General features: G+C 43.4%; 12 protein-coding genes. 6 read left to right on the top strand and 6 right to left on the bottom strand.

All coding sequences use genetic code 11. The annotated features are described in order from the left end of the window. Positions 1 to 7: 7 nt before the first annotated feature. From JGK07_RS12180 to JGK07_RS12170, 3 genes are all read right to left on the bottom strand, one after another. Positions 8 to 3,637 (bottom strand): helicase-related protein, encoded by a 3,630-nt coding sequence (locus tag JGK07_RS12180; RefSeq protein ID WP_293189919.1) that lies wholly within the window; start codon positions 3,635 to 3,637, stop codon positions 8 to 10. Beyond that, positions 3,634 to 6,654, bottom strand: a complete 3,021-nt coding sequence (locus tag JGK07_RS12175) for a hypothetical protein (protein ID WP_293189917.1) — start codon at positions 6,652 to 6,654, stop codon at positions 3,634 to 3,636. The genes JGK07_RS12180 and JGK07_RS12175 overlap by 4 nt, the downstream gene beginning before the upstream one ends. Positions 6,655 to 6,780: 126 nt before the next feature. Continuing rightward, positions 6,781 to 7,050 carry a YciI family protein gene (locus JGK07_RS12170; protein WP_293183463.1) on the bottom strand — a complete coding sequence of 90 codons (270 nt, stop codon included), beginning with the start codon at positions 7,048 to 7,050 and terminating at the stop codon, positions 6,781 to 6,783. Between the two features lie 164 nt (positions 7,051 to 7,214). Between JGK07_RS12170 and JGK07_RS12165 the strand changes: the two genes are divergently transcribed. Beyond that, positions 7,215 to 7,787, top strand: a complete 573-nt coding sequence (locus tag JGK07_RS12165; RefSeq protein ID WP_293183461.1) for a Uma2 family endonuclease — start codon at positions 7,215 to 7,217, stop codon at positions 7,785 to 7,787. Between the two features lie 136 nt (positions 7,788 to 7,923). Here the strand turns inward: JGK07_RS12165 and pheT are convergent, their stop codons facing one another. Further along, positions 7,924 to 10,389 (bottom strand): phenylalanine--tRNA ligase subunit beta, encoded by a 2,466-nt coding sequence (gene pheT, locus JGK07_RS12160; RefSeq protein ID WP_293224731.1) that lies wholly within the window; start codon positions 10,387 to 10,389, stop codon positions 7,924 to 7,926. Positions 10,390 to 10,502: 113 nt separating this feature from the next. Then, positions 10,503 to 10,646: a hypothetical protein gene (locus JGK07_RS12155; protein ID WP_293196495.1), complete on the bottom strand. Its 144-nt coding sequence runs from the start codon at positions 10,644 to 10,646 to the stop codon at positions 10,503 to 10,505. A gap of 279 nt (positions 10,647 to 10,925) precedes the next feature. On the opposite strand from JGK07_RS12155, the gene JGK07_RS12150 reads away from it, so the two are divergent. From JGK07_RS12150 to JGK07_RS12135, 4 genes are all read left to right on the top strand, one after another. Then, positions 10,926 to 12,557 carry a serine/threonine-protein kinase gene (locus tag JGK07_RS12150; RefSeq protein WP_293149884.1) on the top strand — a complete coding sequence of 544 codons (1,632 nt, stop codon included), beginning with the start codon at positions 10,926 to 10,928 and terminating at the stop codon, positions 12,555 to 12,557. 289 nt (positions 12,558 to 12,846) lie between these two features. Next, positions 12,847 to 15,942: an MASE1 domain-containing protein gene (locus JGK07_RS12145; protein ID WP_293224733.1), complete on the top strand. Its 3,096-nt coding sequence runs from the start codon at positions 12,847 to 12,849 to the stop codon at positions 15,940 to 15,942. A gap of 353 nt (positions 15,943 to 16,295) precedes the next feature. Beyond that, positions 16,296 to 18,080: a PAS domain-containing sensor histidine kinase gene (locus JGK07_RS12140; RefSeq protein WP_293189913.1), complete on the top strand. Its 1,785-nt coding sequence runs from the start codon at positions 16,296 to 16,298 to the stop codon at positions 18,078 to 18,080. Between the two features lie 260 nt (positions 18,081 to 18,340). Beyond that, on the top strand, positions 18,341 to 18,826 hold the full coding sequence (locus JGK07_RS12135; protein WP_293183451.1) for a hypothetical protein: 486 nt from the start codon (positions 18,341 to 18,343) through the stop codon (positions 18,824 to 18,826). A gap of 232 nt (positions 18,827 to 19,058) precedes the next feature. Here the strand turns inward: JGK07_RS12135 and JGK07_RS12130 are convergent, their stop codons facing one another. Then, positions 19,059 to 19,547 carry a WbuC family cupin fold metalloprotein gene (locus tag JGK07_RS12130; RefSeq protein WP_293196490.1) on the bottom strand — a complete coding sequence of 163 codons (489 nt, stop codon included), beginning with the start codon at positions 19,545 to 19,547 and terminating at the stop codon, positions 19,059 to 19,061. A 76-nt stretch (positions 19,548 to 19,623) separates the two neighbouring features. Here JGK07_RS12130 and JGK07_RS12125 point away from each other — a divergent pair, with 76 nt between their 5' ends. Then, on the top strand, positions 19,624 to 20,850 hold the full coding sequence (locus tag JGK07_RS12125; RefSeq protein ID WP_293242696.1) for a tetratricopeptide repeat protein: 1,227 nt from the start codon (positions 19,624 to 19,626) through the stop codon (positions 20,848 to 20,850). Positions 20,851 to 20,970: the final 120 nt, after the last annotated feature.

Below are 20,970 nucleotides of genomic sequence, written 5' to 3'. Positions count from 1 at the left end.
CCCGATGTCAGATTTCCTTAGACAAAACCAAATTGAGTACATTCAACTCATTGGAACTCAAAAGATACTTATCCGTAAATATCTTTTCCCTAATCTGTTCTAAACTGTAGCTTCTAAATACAACAAATGGGAAATCTTGATATTTATCTCCTATAGGCAAAACATTACCAACAGGATACAGCGCCTTAATATATTGAGTCAAGATATTTCTAAAATCTTGATATTTCTGTTCTTGGGGGTTACTAGCAAAATATTCCCTGAATACTTCCCCAGCAATAAACGCAAATAATGGTAAGGCATAATACCGATCCTTGCGCTGACTGCTTTGCTCAAATCTCTGTGTCTTATCAACAGAGTTTGTTAGTTCTTTTACTAACTCCATCGCATCTTTAATCGCAAATTGTAAATCCTCTGAATAAGCACTAGCATAACTAATTATCTGCATATTATGCCAAAGTTCACTATTAGCATTTTTGGCTATTGTTGCCAGAGGCATAATGTAGGTTTCTTCCAAAGTTTGCGATGCGATCGGTACAACTAACAAACCGCCACTCATATATCCCATTTCCAAGTTATTCAGATTCAATAACTTCTCGAAACTTTCACTTACTAACTGGGAAAATCCATTGTTGAAAAAATCACGCTGCGAAAGATATGAAGTCTGAGATTTACTATTAGACTCAACATTCTCTCTCAGTGTAAAATCAGCTTGACCGAGTAAATCTTCTAGACTATCATAGACTTGTGGTAAACGCCGATCGCTCCTATTCTTCCTGTGCTCGCTCTTCAACTTATCGATTAAGTTTTTCATTTGGGATGAGAATGTTTCACCAGCAGCAAACACAGACTTACCGCCGATGGGTATGATGATAAACTTATCTGAACCAATTTGCCCGCAACCATAAATTCGCGTCATTATAGATGCTTTCAAAATCAACAGAATATTTAAAAGACTCAGTTTACTTTCCTGTATCGATATCTCTTTATTATCTTCAAAATACACTACCCGATCGCCCAAATAGAAAATCAATTCTTTGTCCTGATTATCAATCTCATCCTTTCCGCGCCCCCGATAAATTACCTGAATCAATTCCATCAGATTTTTCTCTATTTCAAACCTCGGAATCTCAACCAAAATGTGTTTTGCCTTGGGAAAAGATAGCCCGCGACTACCTGAAGCAGTCATAAATACTACTTTCGCATCTTTTTTCCATTTTTGAACTAACTCTTTTTCCTCCTCACCAATATTAGCGTGTATTTCGATATAATCTGTCCCTTTTTCAAACTTACCCCGATGTTCTCTAATCTTGTCTATCAAATTACCCAGTTTTTGTTTATCTTGAATATAAACTATCACTTGTTCAACATCAGAGCGTTGTAACAGGGCTTCTATATCTTGTAAAATTTCGCCTTGTACTGTCTTGGTTAAATCAGTTTCTCTATCTAGCAAAGTATCTTCACTAAACTTGCAAGATTCAATGAAAACTTTGTATGTTATGCTTAAGCTTTTAGCAGGATAGGAGTTAGTGTTAATCACAGTTGCGTCAGTATCTTTAAACTTAAAATTCTCCACTGACAGAGGCGAACCTGGATTTTTAGCTTTCCGAAAATAGATTTTATCCGGTTCAGCAGAGGTATCGCTTAGGTGTTGGCTAATTACAGCTTTGTCAACGATAGAAGCATCTGCAACGATCACCTTTGTATTAAACCCGTGAGCATTATTTTTCAATTCATAGGTGTTGAGGATATTGTTGATGCCATTTAAGAATTCTACACCTCCCTCGTCTCCCGTAATCTCATCGATCATGATAAACAAATGCTTGATGCGACTGGAGATGTCTTTCATGCGATCGGGAAGCACTTCACCTAGCTTTGTGTTGTAAGCATTCCTAAAAATTTTTTCAAAATGTTTTAATGTATCGCCCGCATCAGTTTTCTTTAAAGATTGGATGGAAACAGTCGCGACAATATTGTTGAAATCTTTAGTATCAATCAGGGTAGAAATGGCTTCACAAATGCTGTTAAGTACGCCCTTAGTATTCCGTCCACCATCTTCAATTACATTTTCTGTTTGTCTCTTGAGTCGGTCCGATCGCCTATTTTGACGCTTAGTTTCTCTGCTATCTTGAAAATTAACAACTTGTAATCCAAATTTTCCATGCCGTTGATTCGAGAGATACTGGACAGTATATTTATGACCGCTATCTTTAATTAAATCGCTATAGGTATTAATTGCTAATATTTTATCATTCCATAAATCCTCAGTACCAGGTTTTTTGAACTTGTCGATAATATCCAGATTTACCTGCTTCCTGGGACTGACATAAAAGAATAGAAATCCATCGTTTACATGATCTGTGAGAAATTTGGCGATCGCAGTCGTCTTCCCAATACCAGGATTTCCAGTCAAAAAGATATAAGTAGCAGCAGATTCCAGGGCTTTTTCAATTAGCTTAGCGTGAGCATTCCGCAAACTCAAACCTCCGCTCAATCCCAACTGCTGCATCAATTCATCCGGCACAATTCCTGCTGAATTGACAAACCCCTCAAGTCGCTCTGGGTGGCGCACAACATTGATTTTATCCGCAGACATTGCTAATATATCGTCAACAAGCTTTTTTCCTTGATCGAAGCTGTAGCAAGCACTCCGCTTGATTTTATTTAAAACTAATTTGCGGGCATCGACGATTTCTTGAGGACTCGAATCATACTTATAAATCGAGTAACAAGTTTTCAAAACATCTAAATTTTCGGGGCGGACAGACATAGTGCTAATTCCGCGATCGCTATATCCCACCGCATTAAATATTAGTCGCGAATCCTCAGCAAGTATCCCTATTTCTCGGAGAAATTGATAAAAACTATAAGCATAACCGCCAGCTTGAATTGATTTAGCACTCTCCTTATCATCATACTTAAAAGCAGTAAAATAGCTCTTCAAACCTTCCGAAAATTCAACATCACAACTTTCAGTATCTATGCGAAGTTTAGAAAACACACTTTTTGAGCGCAAATAGTTAATATCTCGTCTCAACAAACGCCGAATAATCTCCAAATAGTCCAGATTCGTCACATCCTCAGATGTCCTAATCGAAAACACCGACAAATCTACACACAAAATTCTAAATTGCCTACCATATCGTAGGAATATTAGAGTATCAGCTCTCAGAAACTCGCCTTTCCCTTTGTAACTTCCAATATATTGAGAAATATTATCAATCTGGTCAAATTGAGATATAACTTCTCCACACCACTGTTCATAACCTTTAGCGTAAGTACCAATACTGCTCTCATCGCAAAAACAGGATTGGTAATACAAAATTTCCAAATGTCGTAGTTTATTTGTCTCATTCCAACCTGTAGATTGTAGGTACTCTCGAAAAAAGTTTAAACCTGATAGAAAGCCTTTTTGTAGGAAAAATGTACTCCACTTTTCAGCCATCTTTCTTTCCAGGGGACTGGTTATTTTATCGGTGATTTTTCTCAGCATCTTCGGGAATTTTAACTCCTGCAATTCCTGAAGGTACAAGTTTCCAAAGTTATGCTTAATTTGCTTCTCTTTAATACAAGCAAGAATCCCAATATTAAACCCAACTTCAAACAAACGCCCCAAATCTTCTGCTATTTTAGATTTCATGACTGCGTGCCTCCTGTTGGTGTATTTAAAACTTCTTTAACTTTAGTCAAAAATGCCAAGGCATTAAACTCTGCAACTCCTCCCATATGCTTGTAGAGAGATAGTTTACCTACAGACTGATCTCCTATCAGGTTTTCGTAGGGGTCTAATTTAAAACTAATTTGAGCGTTTTTACCACTTGCTTTTTCGTAGCGAGAAAAGTGGAACAAGGTCAAATACTGCAAAATGTCATTTTTTAATTGAGTATTAGAAATCAATCCTTGATGGATATGTTCATCATCCAGTATATCTTGATAAATATTTAACAAGGTGGCATAGGAAATTACACCCCTATAATTACGTTCTGCTTCTGAGCCGACTACCAAACCATTAAACAAATTAAAAAATACCACAGAGCGTTTGCTGGGGTCTTTGACTAAAGCGGTTAACTCCAATGTATCCTGAATGTATAAAGAATTTACTCCCAATCTTTCTGACAGTTTAACTGCATAGTATTTGTCAAAAAACATCGGGTAAATTTTGATATCATTGTAGTTTTCTTTAAAATATTTAATCACATCTTTCGACATGAAAAATAAAGCATCTTCTTTTTGTGTCATGTGCAAGGTACTAGAATAGGGAGCTTTGGCTATGTAGAGAAAGTGTCTGAATCCCAATTTGTAAACTTTCCCTATTTCATCTCGCACCACAGTGGGTTCTTTAAACATCTGTTCGTGTTCGTAGGTTTCCGAGAAGGTTTTGAGCAATTGTAGCCTGACAGAACCATCTTTTTGACGAATTGCACCGACAATTTCTCCTTGCAAATTCGATAGCTTTTGGTTGCTATTCCACCTAGCATCACTCTCGCGACTGGAAACTATAACTATAGCCAGTTTGTCGAGTTCTTTTGGAGAATCTGACTGCTTGGCAAAGGTAAACTTTTTAGGCAATACAGAATATAGAGAACTCATTACATTGGGAGCTTTGTATTCTATATTTCTGATATCAATACCCTGAGAATTAGAACGATGTTCTTCATTTAGTAAATGCGATAACCTTTTAGATAAAGAACGCATGAACTCTTCTACGGGCGAATCTGACTGTTGATTGCTCAGTTGCAGTCGCAGTATGGGAATGAATAATCTACTCTGTTTTTCCAATAACAGTTTGAGGCAAGTATAGGCAAGTATATCGAAGGTAAATCGATACACAAAACTTTTTTTATTATCCCATTTGTTGCTAGCAAGACTGTAGGTAAATTCGACTAGCTTACGCTGTTGATAAAACCGATTATATATAGTTGTACACTGTTGCTCAGTTGGTCTCAGCAACACTGGCAGAGCTTTTACACCTGTGACATCATACTCCATACTAAAGCTTTGTAGGTCGTCACTAGCAAAATAATGAACATCACTAATTGCGATTTTAGCTGTGAGAGTACATAGGGAATTTTCACTAGCCTTTGCTTGACCAATAGCTATATATTTTAATACTTCTTTGGGCTTGGTTCGTAGCTCAGGCTTGAAAAATGTAGAGGTTGTAGAAATATTGTTGATACTATTATCTAAAATGTTTTTTCTGACCGAAATGTGAAGCGGAAATTCTTTCGGTGAATGCTTGTGTTTCAGAATTTTTTGTAGGAGATTCTTGAGAGTGTCTATTTTAGAGGCAACATTATATTGTTCAAAACCTTTTTTGATCCCTCGCAAAAGTTTTTGCTTTGATACTTCATCAGAACCTTTGAAGATTTTTAATACTTTTTCCTCAAATACTGGAATTGGATCGTATTCTAAGTCTGAGTTAATTGTATAACCCTCTGATGACGGGTCTTTTGCGGCAAAAACGAAGTAGTACAAAAATACTAACTTCAATAGCTTTCTGGCGAAAATCTCTTTTCTAGCAGGGTCGGCAAGTTCGGCTTTATGTTCCTCACTTTCAGGGTCAAGCAGATTGAGGTAATACTCAAAGACTGTTTTGCCGCCATAGGCTTGAACTGGGTTATTAAACTTAAGCTTGAGTCCAAAAATAAACTGGATATCTCCTTTGTTTTCGTCTTTGGTTTCTCCTAAATATCCTTCTATTTTGGGAATAATTGGCAACATATCAAAGGCTTCAGCACGAGCAAAAGCATCTGCATAGTTCAAGTCAGTGCCGGCATAGTTCACTAAGTAATCGCCATCGGCATTTTTGACTATATATTCATCAATCTGTTTGAGACGCTGAATTAGGACTTTTAAATAAATTAAACCCTCGGCATTGAATGGGTTATTGCTGGTGCTAATGTTGTCTTGCAGAAATTCTAGATAACATATCTGTGCTTGCTTTTTGAGTTTGCCGATAGTTTCGATATCTACAAATTCTTTGAGTCTGTAGAAATCTGATTTGGCATCTTCTTCTAAATCTTGAAGAATAAAATCTAATTCGTCGCGATCGCTCTCACTAGCGCTAGCAAACTGAGATTTGATATAATTTCCTAAGCCTTGTTTTAGCTCGGTGTTAAATGTACTGGTATTTCCAACGGTGATAGTTAGTTTGTGAAATTTTAGCAGTTCTTTGCTGCTAGGATTTTTTGTGATACTCAATCGCTGCTTTTGCAACCCGGAATATTTGCCAAAGGGATAGCTAAAGTCTAAATTGGCATAATTATTTTTAAACTTTTCCAAATCTGTAATTAAGTTGGCAACAAATTGTTCGATCGCAAGCTGTGGGTTTTGTTGATTAATTGCAGATTCCAGTCGAGTTTTTAAACTATTTTTGATTTTGGTAATTTGATTGGGAAAGCGTTCTTTGAAGCCGGGAGTAAAGTTGACTGTGGCGGTACGAGCACCGCGTTCGGAAGCACCTAAAGGATTTTCTACTCCCAAACCTGCGACTGCTTCGGCGATGCTGTCAATGTCGATGATTAACCGATCGCAATTACCATGTATCTTAAATGGATTCTGAGTCTCCGGCTTCTCTAAAATTGCTAAAATCTTGTCCAATAAGTCACCACAGTCAACGGCAACTAAATCCCCGCCTGTTGTTCTTAGGGTATTCACTCTGCAACCTCCTCGCACCGCTTGACAACTTATGCAATTCAGCTATGTTAGCCCACATTGATTCATTAGTCAAGCAAGTTGATTTCTGTATTTACTAGCCAAACAATTCTTAATTTCTCTGTCGCTTCAAAAAGCTTGAATCCACTCTTTCACTTGGTACTCAGTCCAAACCTTATTTACCCAATAGGGATCGGCTTCAACTAATTTTCGCACAGCCGCCTCATCTTCTGCTTCGTAAATTGCAAAAACTTTGCTTAAATCTTTGGTTGGCCCGATCGCAATTAACACTCCCGATTCTTTCTGTTTGGCAAGTCCGGCTAAATGAGCGTCTCGAAATGGAGCACGTTTTTCGAGGACATCTTCGCAGTAACTTCCCCACATTACATATTTGGTCACGGTTTTGAGCCTTGGATGAATTTATTTGAAATTTATTGTACAATAAGTGTAGCAGGATTTGATAATTTTTTTTAGGATAAGATTGATTGACTACAGAGGGTGCTGAGGGCGCTGAGGAAGAGAGGGGAGAAAGAGAGACGTTTGTTAAATAGGAGGAGATAACTATGACTTTACTAGACCTTCGGCTGCTAACGGTTCAAGAATATGACCGGATGACGGAAATTGGTATTTTTGATGAGGATGAACGGGTAGAATTACTAGCAGGACAGATAGTAAAGATGGCCGCAAAGGGAACAGCACACGGTGCGGCGGTAAAACGAACAGAGAAGCTACTGGAAAACCGTTTGGGAGAGAGGGTTTTGGTGCGACTGCAAGACCCTGTTCGGCTCGATAATTACTCGGAACCTGAACCGGATATTTCTGTAGTTATACCAGATCCACTTTACTATGAAGACCACCATCCAACGCCATCGGAAATTTATCTGATTGTGGAAGTTGCGGATACTACGCTGAGAACGGATTGCGGGATTAAAGCGAAAATTTATGCTGAGTCGGGGATTGCTGATTATTGGGTTTTGGATGTGAATAATCGGCAACTTCATGTTTTTCGAGAACCGAGTCAGGATGGTTATCAAAGTATAGCAGTTCTTGGGGATGATGCGAGTATTTCTCCTTTGCAATTTCCTGATGTTTCGTTTATGGTTCGGGATATGTTGCGTCCTTTAGTTACAAATTGAATTTCCCGGCGGTTGGAAACCGCGTCTACACAAACAAAACCCACCTCCGTGGGTTGAAGGAAGTTAGCCGTAGGGTGTGTCGCCATCAAAAATCCCTCACTAAATATCGAAAATCTCATGGCGACGCACCCTACAATTAGCTTCTCAAACTAACGCCGAATTTCTCGACTAAAACATCGCGGACTTTTTGTTGGGCTGGTTCGACATCGCTTTCGCTGAGTGTTCGATCGCCCGATCGATAAACCAACCGAAATGCTAAACTACGTTGTCCCGCCGGTACGTTTTCGCCGCGATACTCGTCGAAGAGTTCCACGGAATCCAGCAAACTACCCGCCGCCTGCTTCATCGCGCCCTGCATCTCAACTACCGGAACTTCCACCGGCGCGAAAAATGCGATGTCTCTGTCAGAAGCCGGGAAACTCGAATAACCTGCGAATTTGCGAGTCGAGTTGTGCGTTAGCGAAGCCCTCGTAGAGGATCGACCTAACTCACCCAACAACACGCCTAAATCTAATTGAAACACATAAACCTGTTCCGGCAAACCCTTTTCCTGCTGTAATTGCGGGTGTAGCTGTCCGAAAACTCCCAACCGTTTCCCGTTTAACGATAGCGCGGCTGTGCGGCCAGGATGCAGGCGTGGATTAGAGGAATCGCTTGCATATTCCACAGCCAAACTCAACTGCTGAAACACACTTTCTAGGACACCTTTCGCTTCAAACCAAGTCAAAGGTCGATCGCGCCCACCTTGCTGCCATTTCCACACAGTCGGGTCGCCGCCAATAATCCCCGCTACGGCGTCTGCTTCTTTCTTCGCATCCCCTTCTTTCCAAAAAATGCGTCCGACCTCAAAACCGTTGAGCGCGCCGTTTCCTTGCTCCAAATTGTACTGGAAAGCATCGATCGAACCCGACAGCATTTCCGTCCGCAAAGCCGAATACTCAACAAACAGCGGATTCGCTAGCACAACTTGATTGTCTCCCTCGGTTTTCACTAAGGAATAGTGCATCAACTCTGTTAAGCCTGCCGCCCGAAAAGCCGATCGCACATTCCGTATTTGCGCGTATTCTGGAGATAGATAACCAGGTTCTGTTTCGCTAGGCAAAGTATCGCAGAAATTGTCGTAACCGTGGAGTCTCGCGACTTCTTCGATTAAATCAATTTCCCTTTCTAAATCCCGGTAGCGGTAAGGCGGAACAGTTATCGCAAATACTCGTGCTTTTTCCGTCGCAGCCACTTCGCAGCCCAGGGCTGTGAGGATATTTTTTACTTCCTCCGGTTCCAGATAGGGAGAACCGCCGGTTGCTCCTCTTTTTAACTGTCCTAACACCAAGTTTATGCGATCTAGACGCAATTCGATCGATCGCAAAAAACTCAAATCTTCCCCCGAACTCGCCGTTTTTTGCACCGTCGCAGTCCCGCCAGCCAACTCCAAAATTAGGGCAATAGCGCGATCGCACGCCGTCGTTAAAGCTGCCTGATTCACCCCCCGTTCGTAGCGGATCGAAGCCTCACTCCGCAGGCCTTGGGCGCGGGCAGAACGCCGAATCGTTGCTTGGTCGAAAATCGCTGCTTCTAAGACTAAATTTTGGGTTCCTTCGTGAACTTCCGTATCTTCGCCACCCATTACCCCAGCTAAGGCTACGGGTTTGTCACTAGCAGTAATTAACAGGTTTTGAGGTTGCAAATTCCGGTTTTGTCCGTCCAAGGTTTTGAAGGATTCCCCTGGTTTGGCAAAGCGCACGCCGATGCTGATGTCAGAAGTACCGGTGAAAGATTGCAGTCGATCGCGATCGAAAGCGTGCAGCGGTTGTCCCCATTCCAGTAAAATGTAATTAGTGACATCAACCACATTACTAATCGGCCGCACTCCCGCCGCCTGCAACCGCTGTTGTAACCAAGTCGGAGACGGTGCAATTTTTACCCCTGAAATTTCCGTGCCAATGTAAATCGGGCATCCTTGCGGTTCCGATATTTCTACTGCCAAATTCGGACTTTTTTCGCCATGAATCACCACATCATTAGTTGTCGGAATTCTCAAACTTGCGCCAGTTAGTGCCGCCACTTCCCGGGCTACACCCACCATGCTTAAAGCATCTGCACGGTTCGCAGTTGCTGTCAAGTCTAGAATCACATCATCTAAACCTAAAAGCGGACGAATATCGCTGCCTAATTCGGGATTTTCTAGATCAAAGATATGAATTCCTGCTGATTCCTTCAACAATCCCAATTCGGCGAGAGAGCAAATCATTCCTTCCGAAGGAACACCCCGCAATTTAGCAGGTTTAATTTTCAGATCGATCGTCGATAAAAAAGTACCGACAACGGCTACAGGTACATAAATATCCGCCCTCGCATTGGGTGCCCCGCACACAATATTTAAGGGTTCAGGTTTGCCGACATCAACTTGACAAACTCTCAATTTGTCAGCGTTGGGATGTTGTTCGCAGGCGACTATTTTGCCCAATACTACGCCGTCGGCCCATGCACGCCTGTCTTCGATTTCTTCGACTTCAAATCCTGCCATTGTCAGGGTTTCGGCTAATTCTTCCGGGGAACTCGTCACATCGACCAATTCCCGCAGCCAGTTTAGAGAAATACGCATAATTTTGTCAGTAGTTTGTTGTCAGTGCTCGGTAGTTATTCGTCATTAGTCTACGCCGGCGGGCTTCGACTGTGCTGTCCGAGAATTTATTCGGGAAAACTTTTCATACCATACTAATTAAGATTTGTCAAGACTATTGTGGTAGATATCAGCAAAAACGAGCGATCGCCCTTTCGATCGATGTCTGCTGTGGGATGAGTAACATTCTCAATCAGAGAATGAGGTATGCTAGAAACATCTAACAGCGCAAAAAGCACTTAAGTTTAGAAAGACTTTACATAAAAAAGGACAACTTTAGCAAGTCTTTAAACTATCTTCAAGGATAATCTACCGCAAAAACTCACAGCAACGAGATAATTAAAATAGGGAAAAGATATCGGCCTAAAAGACTTAGGTGCAATTCCAATTCGCACGCCGCAGCACGGCCCGCCGGCAACTGATAGAGCTGTATTTCTAGCAGATGCGGTTTAAGGGAATTTGTGCAGTCGAGCGATCGCCAGAGCAAAATCAGAAAAATATAGGCAAACTCAATCAACATGAGCTACTGCGTAAATCCGGGCTGTCCACATCCTCAAAACCCTCCTGACTCTATTCTCCAGTGTCAGACCTGTGGTGCGCGGTTATTGCTGCGCGCTCGCTACCAAGTCATTGAACCTTTAGGACAAGGAGGTTTTGGAGCTACATTTCTGGCAAAAGACATCTCTTTGCCTGGTCAACCGAGTTGCGTGGTCAAGCAACTCCGACCCAGTAGTTCGTCGCCGCGAGTTTTAGAAATGGCGCGGGAATTATTCAAGCGAGAAGCGAAAACCCTCGGCCAACTCGGCGATCACCCGCAAGTGCCGAGGCTGTTAGATTATTTTGAAACCGAACAGCAATTTTACTTAGTTCAAGAGTATGTTAAAGGCTCGACTTTGAAACAAGAAGTCAAACAATCAGGGCGTTTCAATGAATCAGATGTTAAAAATTTTCTATTAGAAATTCTCTCGGTAGTGCAATACGTCCACAGCCAAGGAGTAATTCACAGAGACATTAAACCCGCAAATATTATTCGCCGCGCTCAAGACAATCACTTGGTTCTGATTGATTTCGGAGCGGTTAAAGACCAAGTTAGCCAAACAATATTATTAGACCCCGCCGACCAAAGCGCCAACACGAAATTTTCAGTTGGTACGTTTAGTTTTGCTCCCCCCGAACAAATGGCGCTGCGGCCGATATTTGCCAGCGACATCTACGCCTTGGGCATGACTTGTTTGTATTTGCTGACAGCAAAGTCTCCCAAAGATTTAGATTTTGATGCGGTAACTGGCGAAATTGTTTGGCAGCCCCACGTTCAGGTGAGCCCAAATTTTGCGCGGATTCTTGAGAAAATGCTCAAGCCCATGGTCGGCCATCGCTTTCAATCGACAGGAGATGTCGTCAAAGCTCTGAATGGCGAATTTGAAGACGCAGATCTTTGCAACGGCTTGACAACTCAATTCAACGCAGGTGGCCGCACGGTTGAAGAACCAACGATATTTAATAGTGATGCTACTTCGTTGCCTTCGCCCCAGATGAAAAACGATCGAGATTTGCGATCGAAGCAAAGCATCCGCACTAGAACTTCCTTCAGTCAATCGGGAAATACAGGGATGCAGCCGAGAGTTTCCCGGACTTTGGCTGAGTCTGGCAGAACTTTCGGAACTGCGGCCTTGTCCAATGGCAATTTAGCAGGACAAAAGGTAACGAAAGCGGTTGTAAAGTGGGAAAGTAACAGCTTGCGAGCGGCATATTTTAAAGGTAAACGCGATTTTGCTGACTGCGAACTGTCGGGTTTGCAATTGCCAAAAGCGCAGTTGGCGGGGGGAAATTTTTATCAGGCTAGGTTGGTGAAGGCAAATTTGCAAGCAGCGGATTTGTCGGGGGCGAATTTGGGCCACGCGAGGTTGGTGAAGGCAAATTTGCGATCGGCAAATTTGACTGAAGCTTATTGCAGCACTGCTAATTTTGAAGGTGCGGATTTTCGAGGTGCTGATTTGACGGGCGCTTATTTGAGCAAGGCGAATTTGCGGGGTGCGAATTTGTGCGGCGCGAATCTAACTGACGCTACAGTTACTGAGGAACAACTCGCAAGTGCAAAGACAAATTGGTTGACTACTAAGCCCGATGGTAAGCGGGGTTTTGGATTTTAATAGAAGGAAGAAGGAAGTTCGGCAACGGATTCTGTAGCGGATGTAACGGATGTAACGGATGAAAGTCCGATCGAAGTTGTAAGAAGGAAAGAAGTAAGGAAGAAGGAAAAAGGAATATTTTCCTAATCTCTCTCAATCTCCTCCAATCTTCCCCAATCTCCCCCTCTCCCCCAACTGTCAACTGTCAACTGTCAACTGTCAACTGTCAACTGTTGAACCCTTCCCCCAGTCAGGTGATTCGTCTGGAGGAAGCTCGATCGCCCAAATTCGCCTAAATTAAAAAATAGCAATGGAGGATTCGATCGCACAAAAAATGAAACTGCTCAACCGCCGGACTCGTCCCCTTCTGCACGCCAGCATCCTGGCCCTGGCCTACTTTGTCACCGGAAAACTCGCAGCGTCCATACTGGGACTGGTGAAAGCCGAAGCCTCCCCAGTGTGGCCACCTGCAGGCATTGCTCTGGCGGCAGTGCTGCTACAAGGGCGGCGGATGTGGCCGGGAATTGCCCTCGGTTCGGTACTGTTAAACTCTACCTTCGCCGCGGGTATACCCTCCCCCGTCATTGTGACATCGGCTTTTAGCGTCACCCTGCAAGCGCTGGCTGGGGAGGCTGTACTCGCCCGGCTCGGATTTTGTACTAAGCTCGATCGACTGCGAGATGTTCTGGGTTTGGTGGCGGGCGCTGTCATCGGGTCTACTTTGCTCGGTTCTGCACTCGGCAACTTGGGTACGTGCTTTTTTGGTTGGGCTCAGTGGAGCAATTTCTCTCGCAACTGGTGGACTACGTGGCTCGGAGACGGCATGGGAATTTTAATTGTCACGCCAGTGTTGCTGACTTTACACCACGCTATTAAAAGTTTTAAATCTCCCATAAATCCTCCGATTATTACTGACTTTTTATCATTGTTTAACTGGCTAAAGTGCCAATTGCCAGTTGCTAATTATGAATCATCAATTGCTAATTATCAATCGCTAACTGCTCATTATTTAACTATATCAAATAAAGCCAGAAATCGCTATAATATTATATTTTTAATTTCTGATTATTTAGAAGCACTCATTTTATTTGTTCTGCTGTTGAGCGTGAGTTGGCTAGTTTTTTGTTGTAAAACAAAGGGGGCGAGTGCTCTTTATCCGCTGGAATATTTGCCTTTTCCTTTCATAGTTTGGGCTGCCCTGCGGTTTCAACAGCAGGGAGCAATTTTTGCTTATTCGATCGTCTCTTGCATCGCGATTTTGGGAGCTGTGCAGGGAGGCGGCCCGTTTCTGGTCAAAAGCGAAAATTTGCAACAGGCGGTTTTATTTTTACAAGCTTTTACTGGTACGATCGCCATTGTCGCCCTGATGTTGGCTGCTGCTGTCGCTGAACGCCAGCAAGCTCTGGTGGAGGTACACCGAACGGCGGCTATGTTGCGCGACGCTCACGCTAGTTTAGCCAACGCTCAGCGCATCGCTCAATTGGGCAATTGGGATTTAAATTGCGCCGCCGTCGCCACAACTACAAACTGTGCAGAAGCCGCAGCACATCATATATCCCATATCGAATTGCGGTGGTCTGATGAACTTTATCGCCTCTTGGGTTTGGCTCCGGGAACTGTTAAACCAACACCAGAAGTTTTTTTGCAGGCGGTACATCCAGATGATAGAGAATTGGTGGCGCGATCGCAATGTCAAGCGATATTTGAGCGCAAATCCTATTGCATTAACTACCGAATTTTACTAGCCGACGGCTCTGAGCGCACTGTCTGCGAACAGTCGGCAATTAATTCTAACGTCATCGCCGCCACAGTCCAAGACGTTACCGATCGCCACCGCACAGAAGCGGCTTTGCGAACATCCTCCGATCGCGATCGGCTACTCTCAGAAATGGCCCTGCGAATTCGTCACTCCCTCGATCTCGAAGCAATTCTCAACACTACTGTTGCTGAAGTTCGGCAATTTTTCAAGGCAGACCGGGTGTTCATCGGTATCATGGACGGAGGCGGGGCAAATTTGGCTAGCCCGGTGCGCGGTAAAGTTGTTGCTGAGTCTGTCGCTGTGGAATGTCCTTCTCTGATAGGATGGGTGCTCGCTGACGAAAGTTTTATCGAAAAACAGAAAGCTTTTTATGCTAACAACCTCATCCGAGTTATTTCCGATACTGCTACGGTGCAAGTCAGCAACATCATTGCCAAATTGTACAGCGACTATCAAATTCGGGCGACCTTAAGTGTGCCGATCTTCCTCGGGGAAGAATTGTTCGGGATCTTAGCAGTCAACCAGTGTTCTGGGCCCCGCCAATGGCAGGAATTTGAAATTGATTTGTTAGAAAAACTGGCTACTCAAGTCGCGATCGCCCTCCAGCAAGCCCAACTTTTGCAGCAAGTAAAAGCTCTCAATGCCAACTTGGAATCTCAAGTGGAGGAACGCACCCGCCAACTACAGCAAAAAATGCACGAACTGCAAGAAAGCAACCGCCTCAAAGATCTATTTTTGCACGCAGTTTCTCATAATCTCCGCACTCCAGTTATGGGAATGTTAATCCTGCTGAAAAATTTGCTCAACAAATCGGCCTGTGAGTCTATACAAGATGTTCCGGTTTCGCGATCGATTTTGCAGCGCATAGTTCAGGCCAGCGAACACCAGTTGACTATGGTTAATTCCCTCCTCGACGCTCATGCTAGCGAGGTCAAAGGTATTGCTCTCAACACTGAACCGCTGCACTTGCCATCTTTGATGTCAGCAATTGTTGCAGATTTAGAACCGATGCTGGCAAAAAATCAAGCAACTTTGATTCTGGAAATCCCGCCGAGTTTGCCACCAGTTAATGCTGACAGCAAACACTTGCAGCGAGTGCTACAAAATCTCCTAACCAATGCTATCAAGCACAATCATCCGGGAGTCAATATAACTTTTAAAGCCGAGGTAATTGAAGTAGAAAAAGCACTAATTTTTGCAGAAAATACCCAGGTTTTTACCTCCCGAAATAATTTCGTCGCCCGCTGTATCCCTAACCTGTCATCTGCTGCGGGCGATCGCACGGGGATGTTCGACACCCCAAAAAATCAAGAAACCCGGGCCAAATTTCACCTCGACGGCAGTTGCCAACTGCCCCGCTATCAGGGTCAAATTGGGAATACAGGTGGCAAATTGCCCGATGTCACCGTAAAAATGGTTCGCTGCACTGTAACAGACAATGGAGTCGGAATCAGTGCTAGACAGCGGGAATCTCTGTTTGAACTTTACGTTCAAGACCCCAATAGCCGACAATTAACAGGGCTGGGTTTGGGGCTTTACCTCTCCAAGCAAATTATCAAAGCTCACGGCGGCTTCATCGGCGTCGAAACCACTCCCGGAGGTGGCTCGACTTTCTGGTTTTCGCTACCGACTGTCAGTCGATTTTAGATTTTAGATTTTAGATTTTTAATTTACTTCACAGATGAATGTGGGAGGTTTAACTCTTAGTCTAAAATTTTAATTTCTCCACGACAACAGTCGGGCGCTTGTATCCGTTTGATATGATGTCCGAGCGATTACCATAACAAAAACGGTTCGTAGTGTGGACTTTAGTCCGCAAAAAGAGCGGACTAAAGTCCACACTACGAACCTATTTTATCGCGGTCAATCGACTGGACATCATATGAGGGCTGATTCAACTCAGACAATCGCTATTAACCCAATTATTAAATCTTCAATTATTCAATTATTCAGTCTTCAATTCTTCAATCCAAAATCCAAAATCCAAAATCCAAAATCGTATGTTTTATCCTGGCCATGAAAAATCAGTTCAGGCGTTAACGGTTTACGAGGTGTGGCGCGATCGCTTCCTGCGAGATCGGCTGAGCCCTGCTGTCCGAATTGCCATCTTTTTTGCCTTCACAATAATTGTCTATCTTCTGGGCGAAGCAATCTTCGCTCCCCGGGAATTTAAAATTGTTTATTTGTACACTAGCGCTGCTATACAATTTGGCTTGCTGACTTGTTTGGTGTTGCAAAAAACCTCGATCGGAAAACGCTATCCCGGTTTACTATTTTTGGGTTTTTCGTGGTCGTTAACAGTCGTTGTACAGCTTGGATTAGCCGCTGCAAAAATCGGAGACTTACCACTTTTAACTTGGAGTTTAGCGTTTCTCACTCAAGCGACACTGATGCCCGTCCGCTGGCGCCTTCACCTGATTTCTCAGCTCGGCGTTTTGTTCTGCCACGTTGGCATAAATTTAATTTTAAATCTAAGTTTTGCTAAGTATACTACTTTTCGGCTGAGCGGGTTTTACTTATATTTGTTTTGGTTTTGTTTGATCTGCGATTTGTCGGTTTATTGGTACGAATGCCTGCAACGGAAAGAGTTTAGTACCAGGCGCGAGTTGGAATCTGCTTACCAGCAGTTGGAAGTGGCTGAAGCGAAGTACCGCAGCATTTTTGAGAATGCCGGCGAGGGAATTTTTCAAAGCACTCCCGAAGGGCGCTATATTACTGCTAATCCAGCTTTGGCGCGGATTTACGGCTGCGATTCCCCGGAAGAAGTGACGGCAAAGTTTACTGATATTGAGCGACAGTTGTATGTCGATCCTGTACGCAGAAATCAGTTTTTGCGATCGATCGAGCAAAGCAACACAGTATCGGATTTTGAGTCGCAAATTTATCGCTCAGACGGCAGTATTGTCTGGATATCGGAGAAAGCGCGGGTGGTACGGGATAGCAGCGGCTCCGTGCTTTATTATGAGGGTTTAATTGAGGATATCACGCAGCGCAAACAGGCCCAAGAATCGCAGCGGCTGTTTATTCACGCTCTTTCACACGACTTGCGAAATCCGGTAGCGGGAATGTTAATGGTGCTGAAAAATTGGAAGACAAAAACGGGGGATTCGATCGCAATTCCCCGTTCTGTTTTGGAGCGGATGATTCAAGGTAGCGAGCAGCAATTGCGGTTAATAAATTCGCTGTTGGAAGTTCATGCTGGGGAATTGCGCGGTTTGGTTCTGCACTGCACAGGAGTAGATTTGAGAGCGCTAGTGAAAGCTTCGGCGGCTGATTTGGAGCCTTTAATCAATGATGCTCAAGCTACTTTTACAAATTTAGTGCCAGATGATTTGCCCGCAGTGAATGCTGACTATACTCAGTTGTGGCGCGTTTTCTCTAATTTAATTTCTAATGCTTTGAAACACAATCTTCCCGGACTAAATTTGAAAATTTTTGCTAAAGTAATCCCTAGGGGAAAAAATATCATAAATCAAAGTGAATCGAAACCAGATATCGATAAATTACCAATGCCCCATTCCCAATTCCCAATTCCCCATTCCCCAAGTATGATTTACTGTACCGTTGAAGATGACGGAGTGGGAATATTGCCGGAACAGTGCGAACATCTTTTTGACCTTTACGTTAGGGGCAATCAATCCAGACACTCCGTCGGTTTGGGTTTGGGCTTATACCTGTGCAGGCAAATTATTGGCGCTCACGGCGGGCAAATTGGGGTAATTAGCAGTCACGGTAAAGGGGCAATTTTTTGGTTTACTTTGCCCCTAGCTGAAAATAGCCGATGATTTTTTTGTATTTTTAACTACATTTGAGCGGGGATAATTTTTTTGTATTTTTAAATACATTTCATTGTTGGGTTTGATTGTATTATATCCGTTTAGCTCGGGTGCAGAAAAATCTGTCGATCGCACTATTGATGTTAATTTCAAGCAGTGGTAAGATCGCCGGAACATTTTCCAATTTTTTTTGTTCGATCTTCATATTTTATTTATAAAAATTATTTAATCTAGAAAATCCCTAAAACTAGAGAACAGAACTGCAATTTATGTTTGCCGAGAACTGCTCAGAAAATACAGATCAAAACGATCCAGCGAGGTACGACTCAGCCAAATATAACGAGCGGTCGTTCTCAACTTTAATTCGGGCAATCCGTCTTTCCCAAGGTTACTTTTCTTTCGTTTTAGTCCACTGCAACTCCCTGGCTTTGCGGCAGCAAATAGTCGATCGCCTCCAAGCAACTTGCACCCAGAAACCGCAGCAACTGTTTGTGCCAAAATCGGCGACATCTCTCTACACGACAATCGCAGCAGAAGTAGACAGCGCAAAGCCTCCAGCTTTAATGATTCTCGGTTTGGAGTCAGTGGAGTCGATCGATCGATTGCTAAGTTCTACCAATCTAGTATGCAGCGAGTTCAGCAAAAAGTTTTCCTTTCCCATCGTCTTTTGGGTAACAGATGAACTTCTCAGAAAAATCATTCGCACCGCCCCAGATTTATACAATCGGATGACAACAATTAGATTCATTAGTTAGTAGTCATGGGGCATTGGGCATTGGGCATTGGGCATTGGGCATTGGGCATGGGGCATTGGGCATTGGGCATTGGGCATTGGGCATTGGGCATTGGGCATTGGGCATTGGGCATTGGGCATTGGGCATTGGGCATTGTCCTTCTTCCTTCTTCCTTCTTCCTTCTTCCTTCTTCCTTCTTCCTTCTTCCTTCTTCCTTCTTCCTTCTTCCTTCTTCCTTCTTCCTTCTTCCTTCTTATTTAAATTCTGCTTCCCAAATCAAAACTAATTCCCGCGCCGCCTCAGTACCCTCAGCGGGAAAATCGGGCAAAAAGTCTTTATCCGCCGCCACCTCATAGGGCCCTTCCTTGAACTCCAAAATCACAGTATCCGCAGCCAAAGCTACCAACGTGTGAATAGTGCCCTCTGGAAGTTCCACAGCGCGAGTGGGCCCGGTTGCGCTAACTCGGAACGATCGCAAAATTTGACCGTCTTCGTTCAAAATCAGAATACCCACTTCTCCTTGAATCACGACAAAAAACTCAAAACCGTTAACTTCCGGGGCGCGCAGGTGGCGGTGAGGGCGCACGTAAGTACCCATTTGCAGCACGTTGACAAACCGCTGCACCTTTTCTGACAAATCGTGGAAATTGTAGTTTTGTCGCCCGCGGGGATTGCTGCGAGAGGAAGCTGCAACTTCGTCTAGCAATTCTTGCGTCAAACACTTAATCGGAGAAGGCTGCACAATAGATATCCTGTATTTAATAGTTTTTGAACAAATCGGCTAGGCTGAGATCATCTTTACCAGCATTTCTTGAGATATGAAAATCGCAAATCAGGTGCGTATCACTAAGGCAATGCGTTTGTCAAGTATTTTTAGAACAAGTATTAGCCCGATCGCCCTTTTGATTATTTTACTCTGTACCAGTAAGGTTTCTGCATCCCAAGCGAAGGCTGGGGGACTGTTAATTCAGCAGGAATTGCCCCAGCAGCAACTCAAAGACGAAATTCGCGATCGAGTTCAAGAAGAAGTGGACATTGCTTTTGGGCGCACGGGCCTGCTGCTAAATGGGTTGGTAATTGCCTTAACTTTGTTTCCGACAGCAGCCGGAGTCATTGTTTGGTTTTTGTTGGGCAAATTGTCCAAGCAGACAACAATTGCTCGCCAAGAAATCGAAAGTCTCCACTACGATACCATCTCTCAATTAAAACTATTAATTTCCGATGCTGAAAGTATCTTAGGTGAAATTCAATACCAAAATCACCCAGCAGATGTAGAAACAGATTTGTTATTACCGGATGCCCAAATTCAAGAATTTGCTCCGGTTAACTACGGCAATTATCAACAGTTATTGACGGCAGCCGACTATGCCAAACAGGGAGATGCTTGTTTCTTTGAAAACCGCTATGAAGATGCGATCGCAGCTTACAATCAAGCACTGCAAATTCAGCCGGATTTAGCCGATACTTGGAACAATCGGGGAGTTGTGCTGACTCGAATGCAGCGGTATCCCGAGGCGATCGCATCCTACGAACAAGCTACCACAATTCGCCCGACCTATCCCGACGCTTGGAACAACCGAGGCGTGGTATTGTTGGAGTTGCAGAAGTACCCGGAGGCGATCGGCTGTTACGAACAAGCCATCCAAGCTAAACCCGATTACGCCGACGCTTGGAACAACCGAGGCGTTGCGTTTTCCAAAATGCAGGAATACGAACAAGCAGTAATTTCGTACAATCAAGCCCTACAAGTCAAAAAAGATTATACTGACGCTTGGAACAATCGAGGCGTGGCACTGTCCAAATTGCAAAAGTACGAAGCGGCGATCGAGTCCTACGACAATGCTGCTAAAATTCGACCTGATTTTTACAGAATATGGTACAATAAAGCCCGATGTTATGCGCTCCAAGGTAAAATTGATTTAGCAATTGAAAATTTAAAGCGCGCCCTGAATCTCAATCCGAATTTGTGCAAAGAGTTGGCAAAAACTGAAGCTGATTTAGATAATATTCGCGAACATGATGCCTTTAAGCAGTTGATAAGTTAATTGGGAATCGGCGTGGGTAGTGAGAAACCGGGTTTCTACGAATATTTTCAGTGAAGTACGAAAAATAAGGGAAGAAACCCGGTTTCTGAGATTAGCGTACACCCAGACTTTGTAAGTAGC

This window comes from Microcoleus sp. PH2017_24_DOB_U_A (assembly GCF_020738205.1).
Lineage (GTDB): Bacteria > Cyanobacteriota > Cyanobacteriia > Cyanobacteriales > Microcoleaceae > Microcoleus.
The sequence above is the reverse complement of the archived record's forward strand: the minus strand, read 5'-3'. Positions and strand labels throughout refer to the sequence as shown.

What these genes read in the sequence shown, in the direction of transcription:
- JGK07_RS12180 (WP_293189919.1), bottom strand. Translation starts at nt 3,637, where the DNA reads ATGAAATCTAAAATAGCAGAAGATTTGGGGCGTTTGTTTGAAGTTGGG.
- JGK07_RS12165 (WP_293183461.1), top strand. Translation starts at nt 7,215, where the DNA reads ATGACTTTACTAGACCTTCGGCTGCTAACGGTTCAAGAATATGACCGG.
- pheT (WP_293224731.1), bottom strand. Translation starts at nt 10,389, where the DNA reads ATGCGTATTTCTCTAAACTGGCTGCGGGAATTGGTCGATGTGACGAGT.
- JGK07_RS12150 (WP_293149884.1), top strand. Translation starts at nt 10,926, where the DNA reads ATGAGCTACTGCGTAAATCCGGGCTGTCCACATCCTCAAAACCCTCCT.
- JGK07_RS12145 (WP_293224733.1), top strand. Translation starts at nt 12,847, where the DNA reads ATGGAGGATTCGATCGCACAAAAAATGAAACTGCTCAACCGCCGGACT.
- JGK07_RS12140 (WP_293189913.1), top strand. Translation starts at nt 16,296, where the DNA reads ATGTTTTATCCTGGCCATGAAAAATCAGTTCAGGCGTTAACGGTTTAC.
- JGK07_RS12135 (WP_293183451.1), top strand. Translation starts at nt 18,341, where the DNA reads ATGTTTGCCGAGAACTGCTCAGAAAATACAGATCAAAACGATCCAGCG.
- JGK07_RS12125 (WP_293242696.1), top strand. Translation starts at nt 19,624, where the DNA reads ATGAAAATCGCAAATCAGGTGCGTATCACTAAGGCAATGCGTTTGTCA.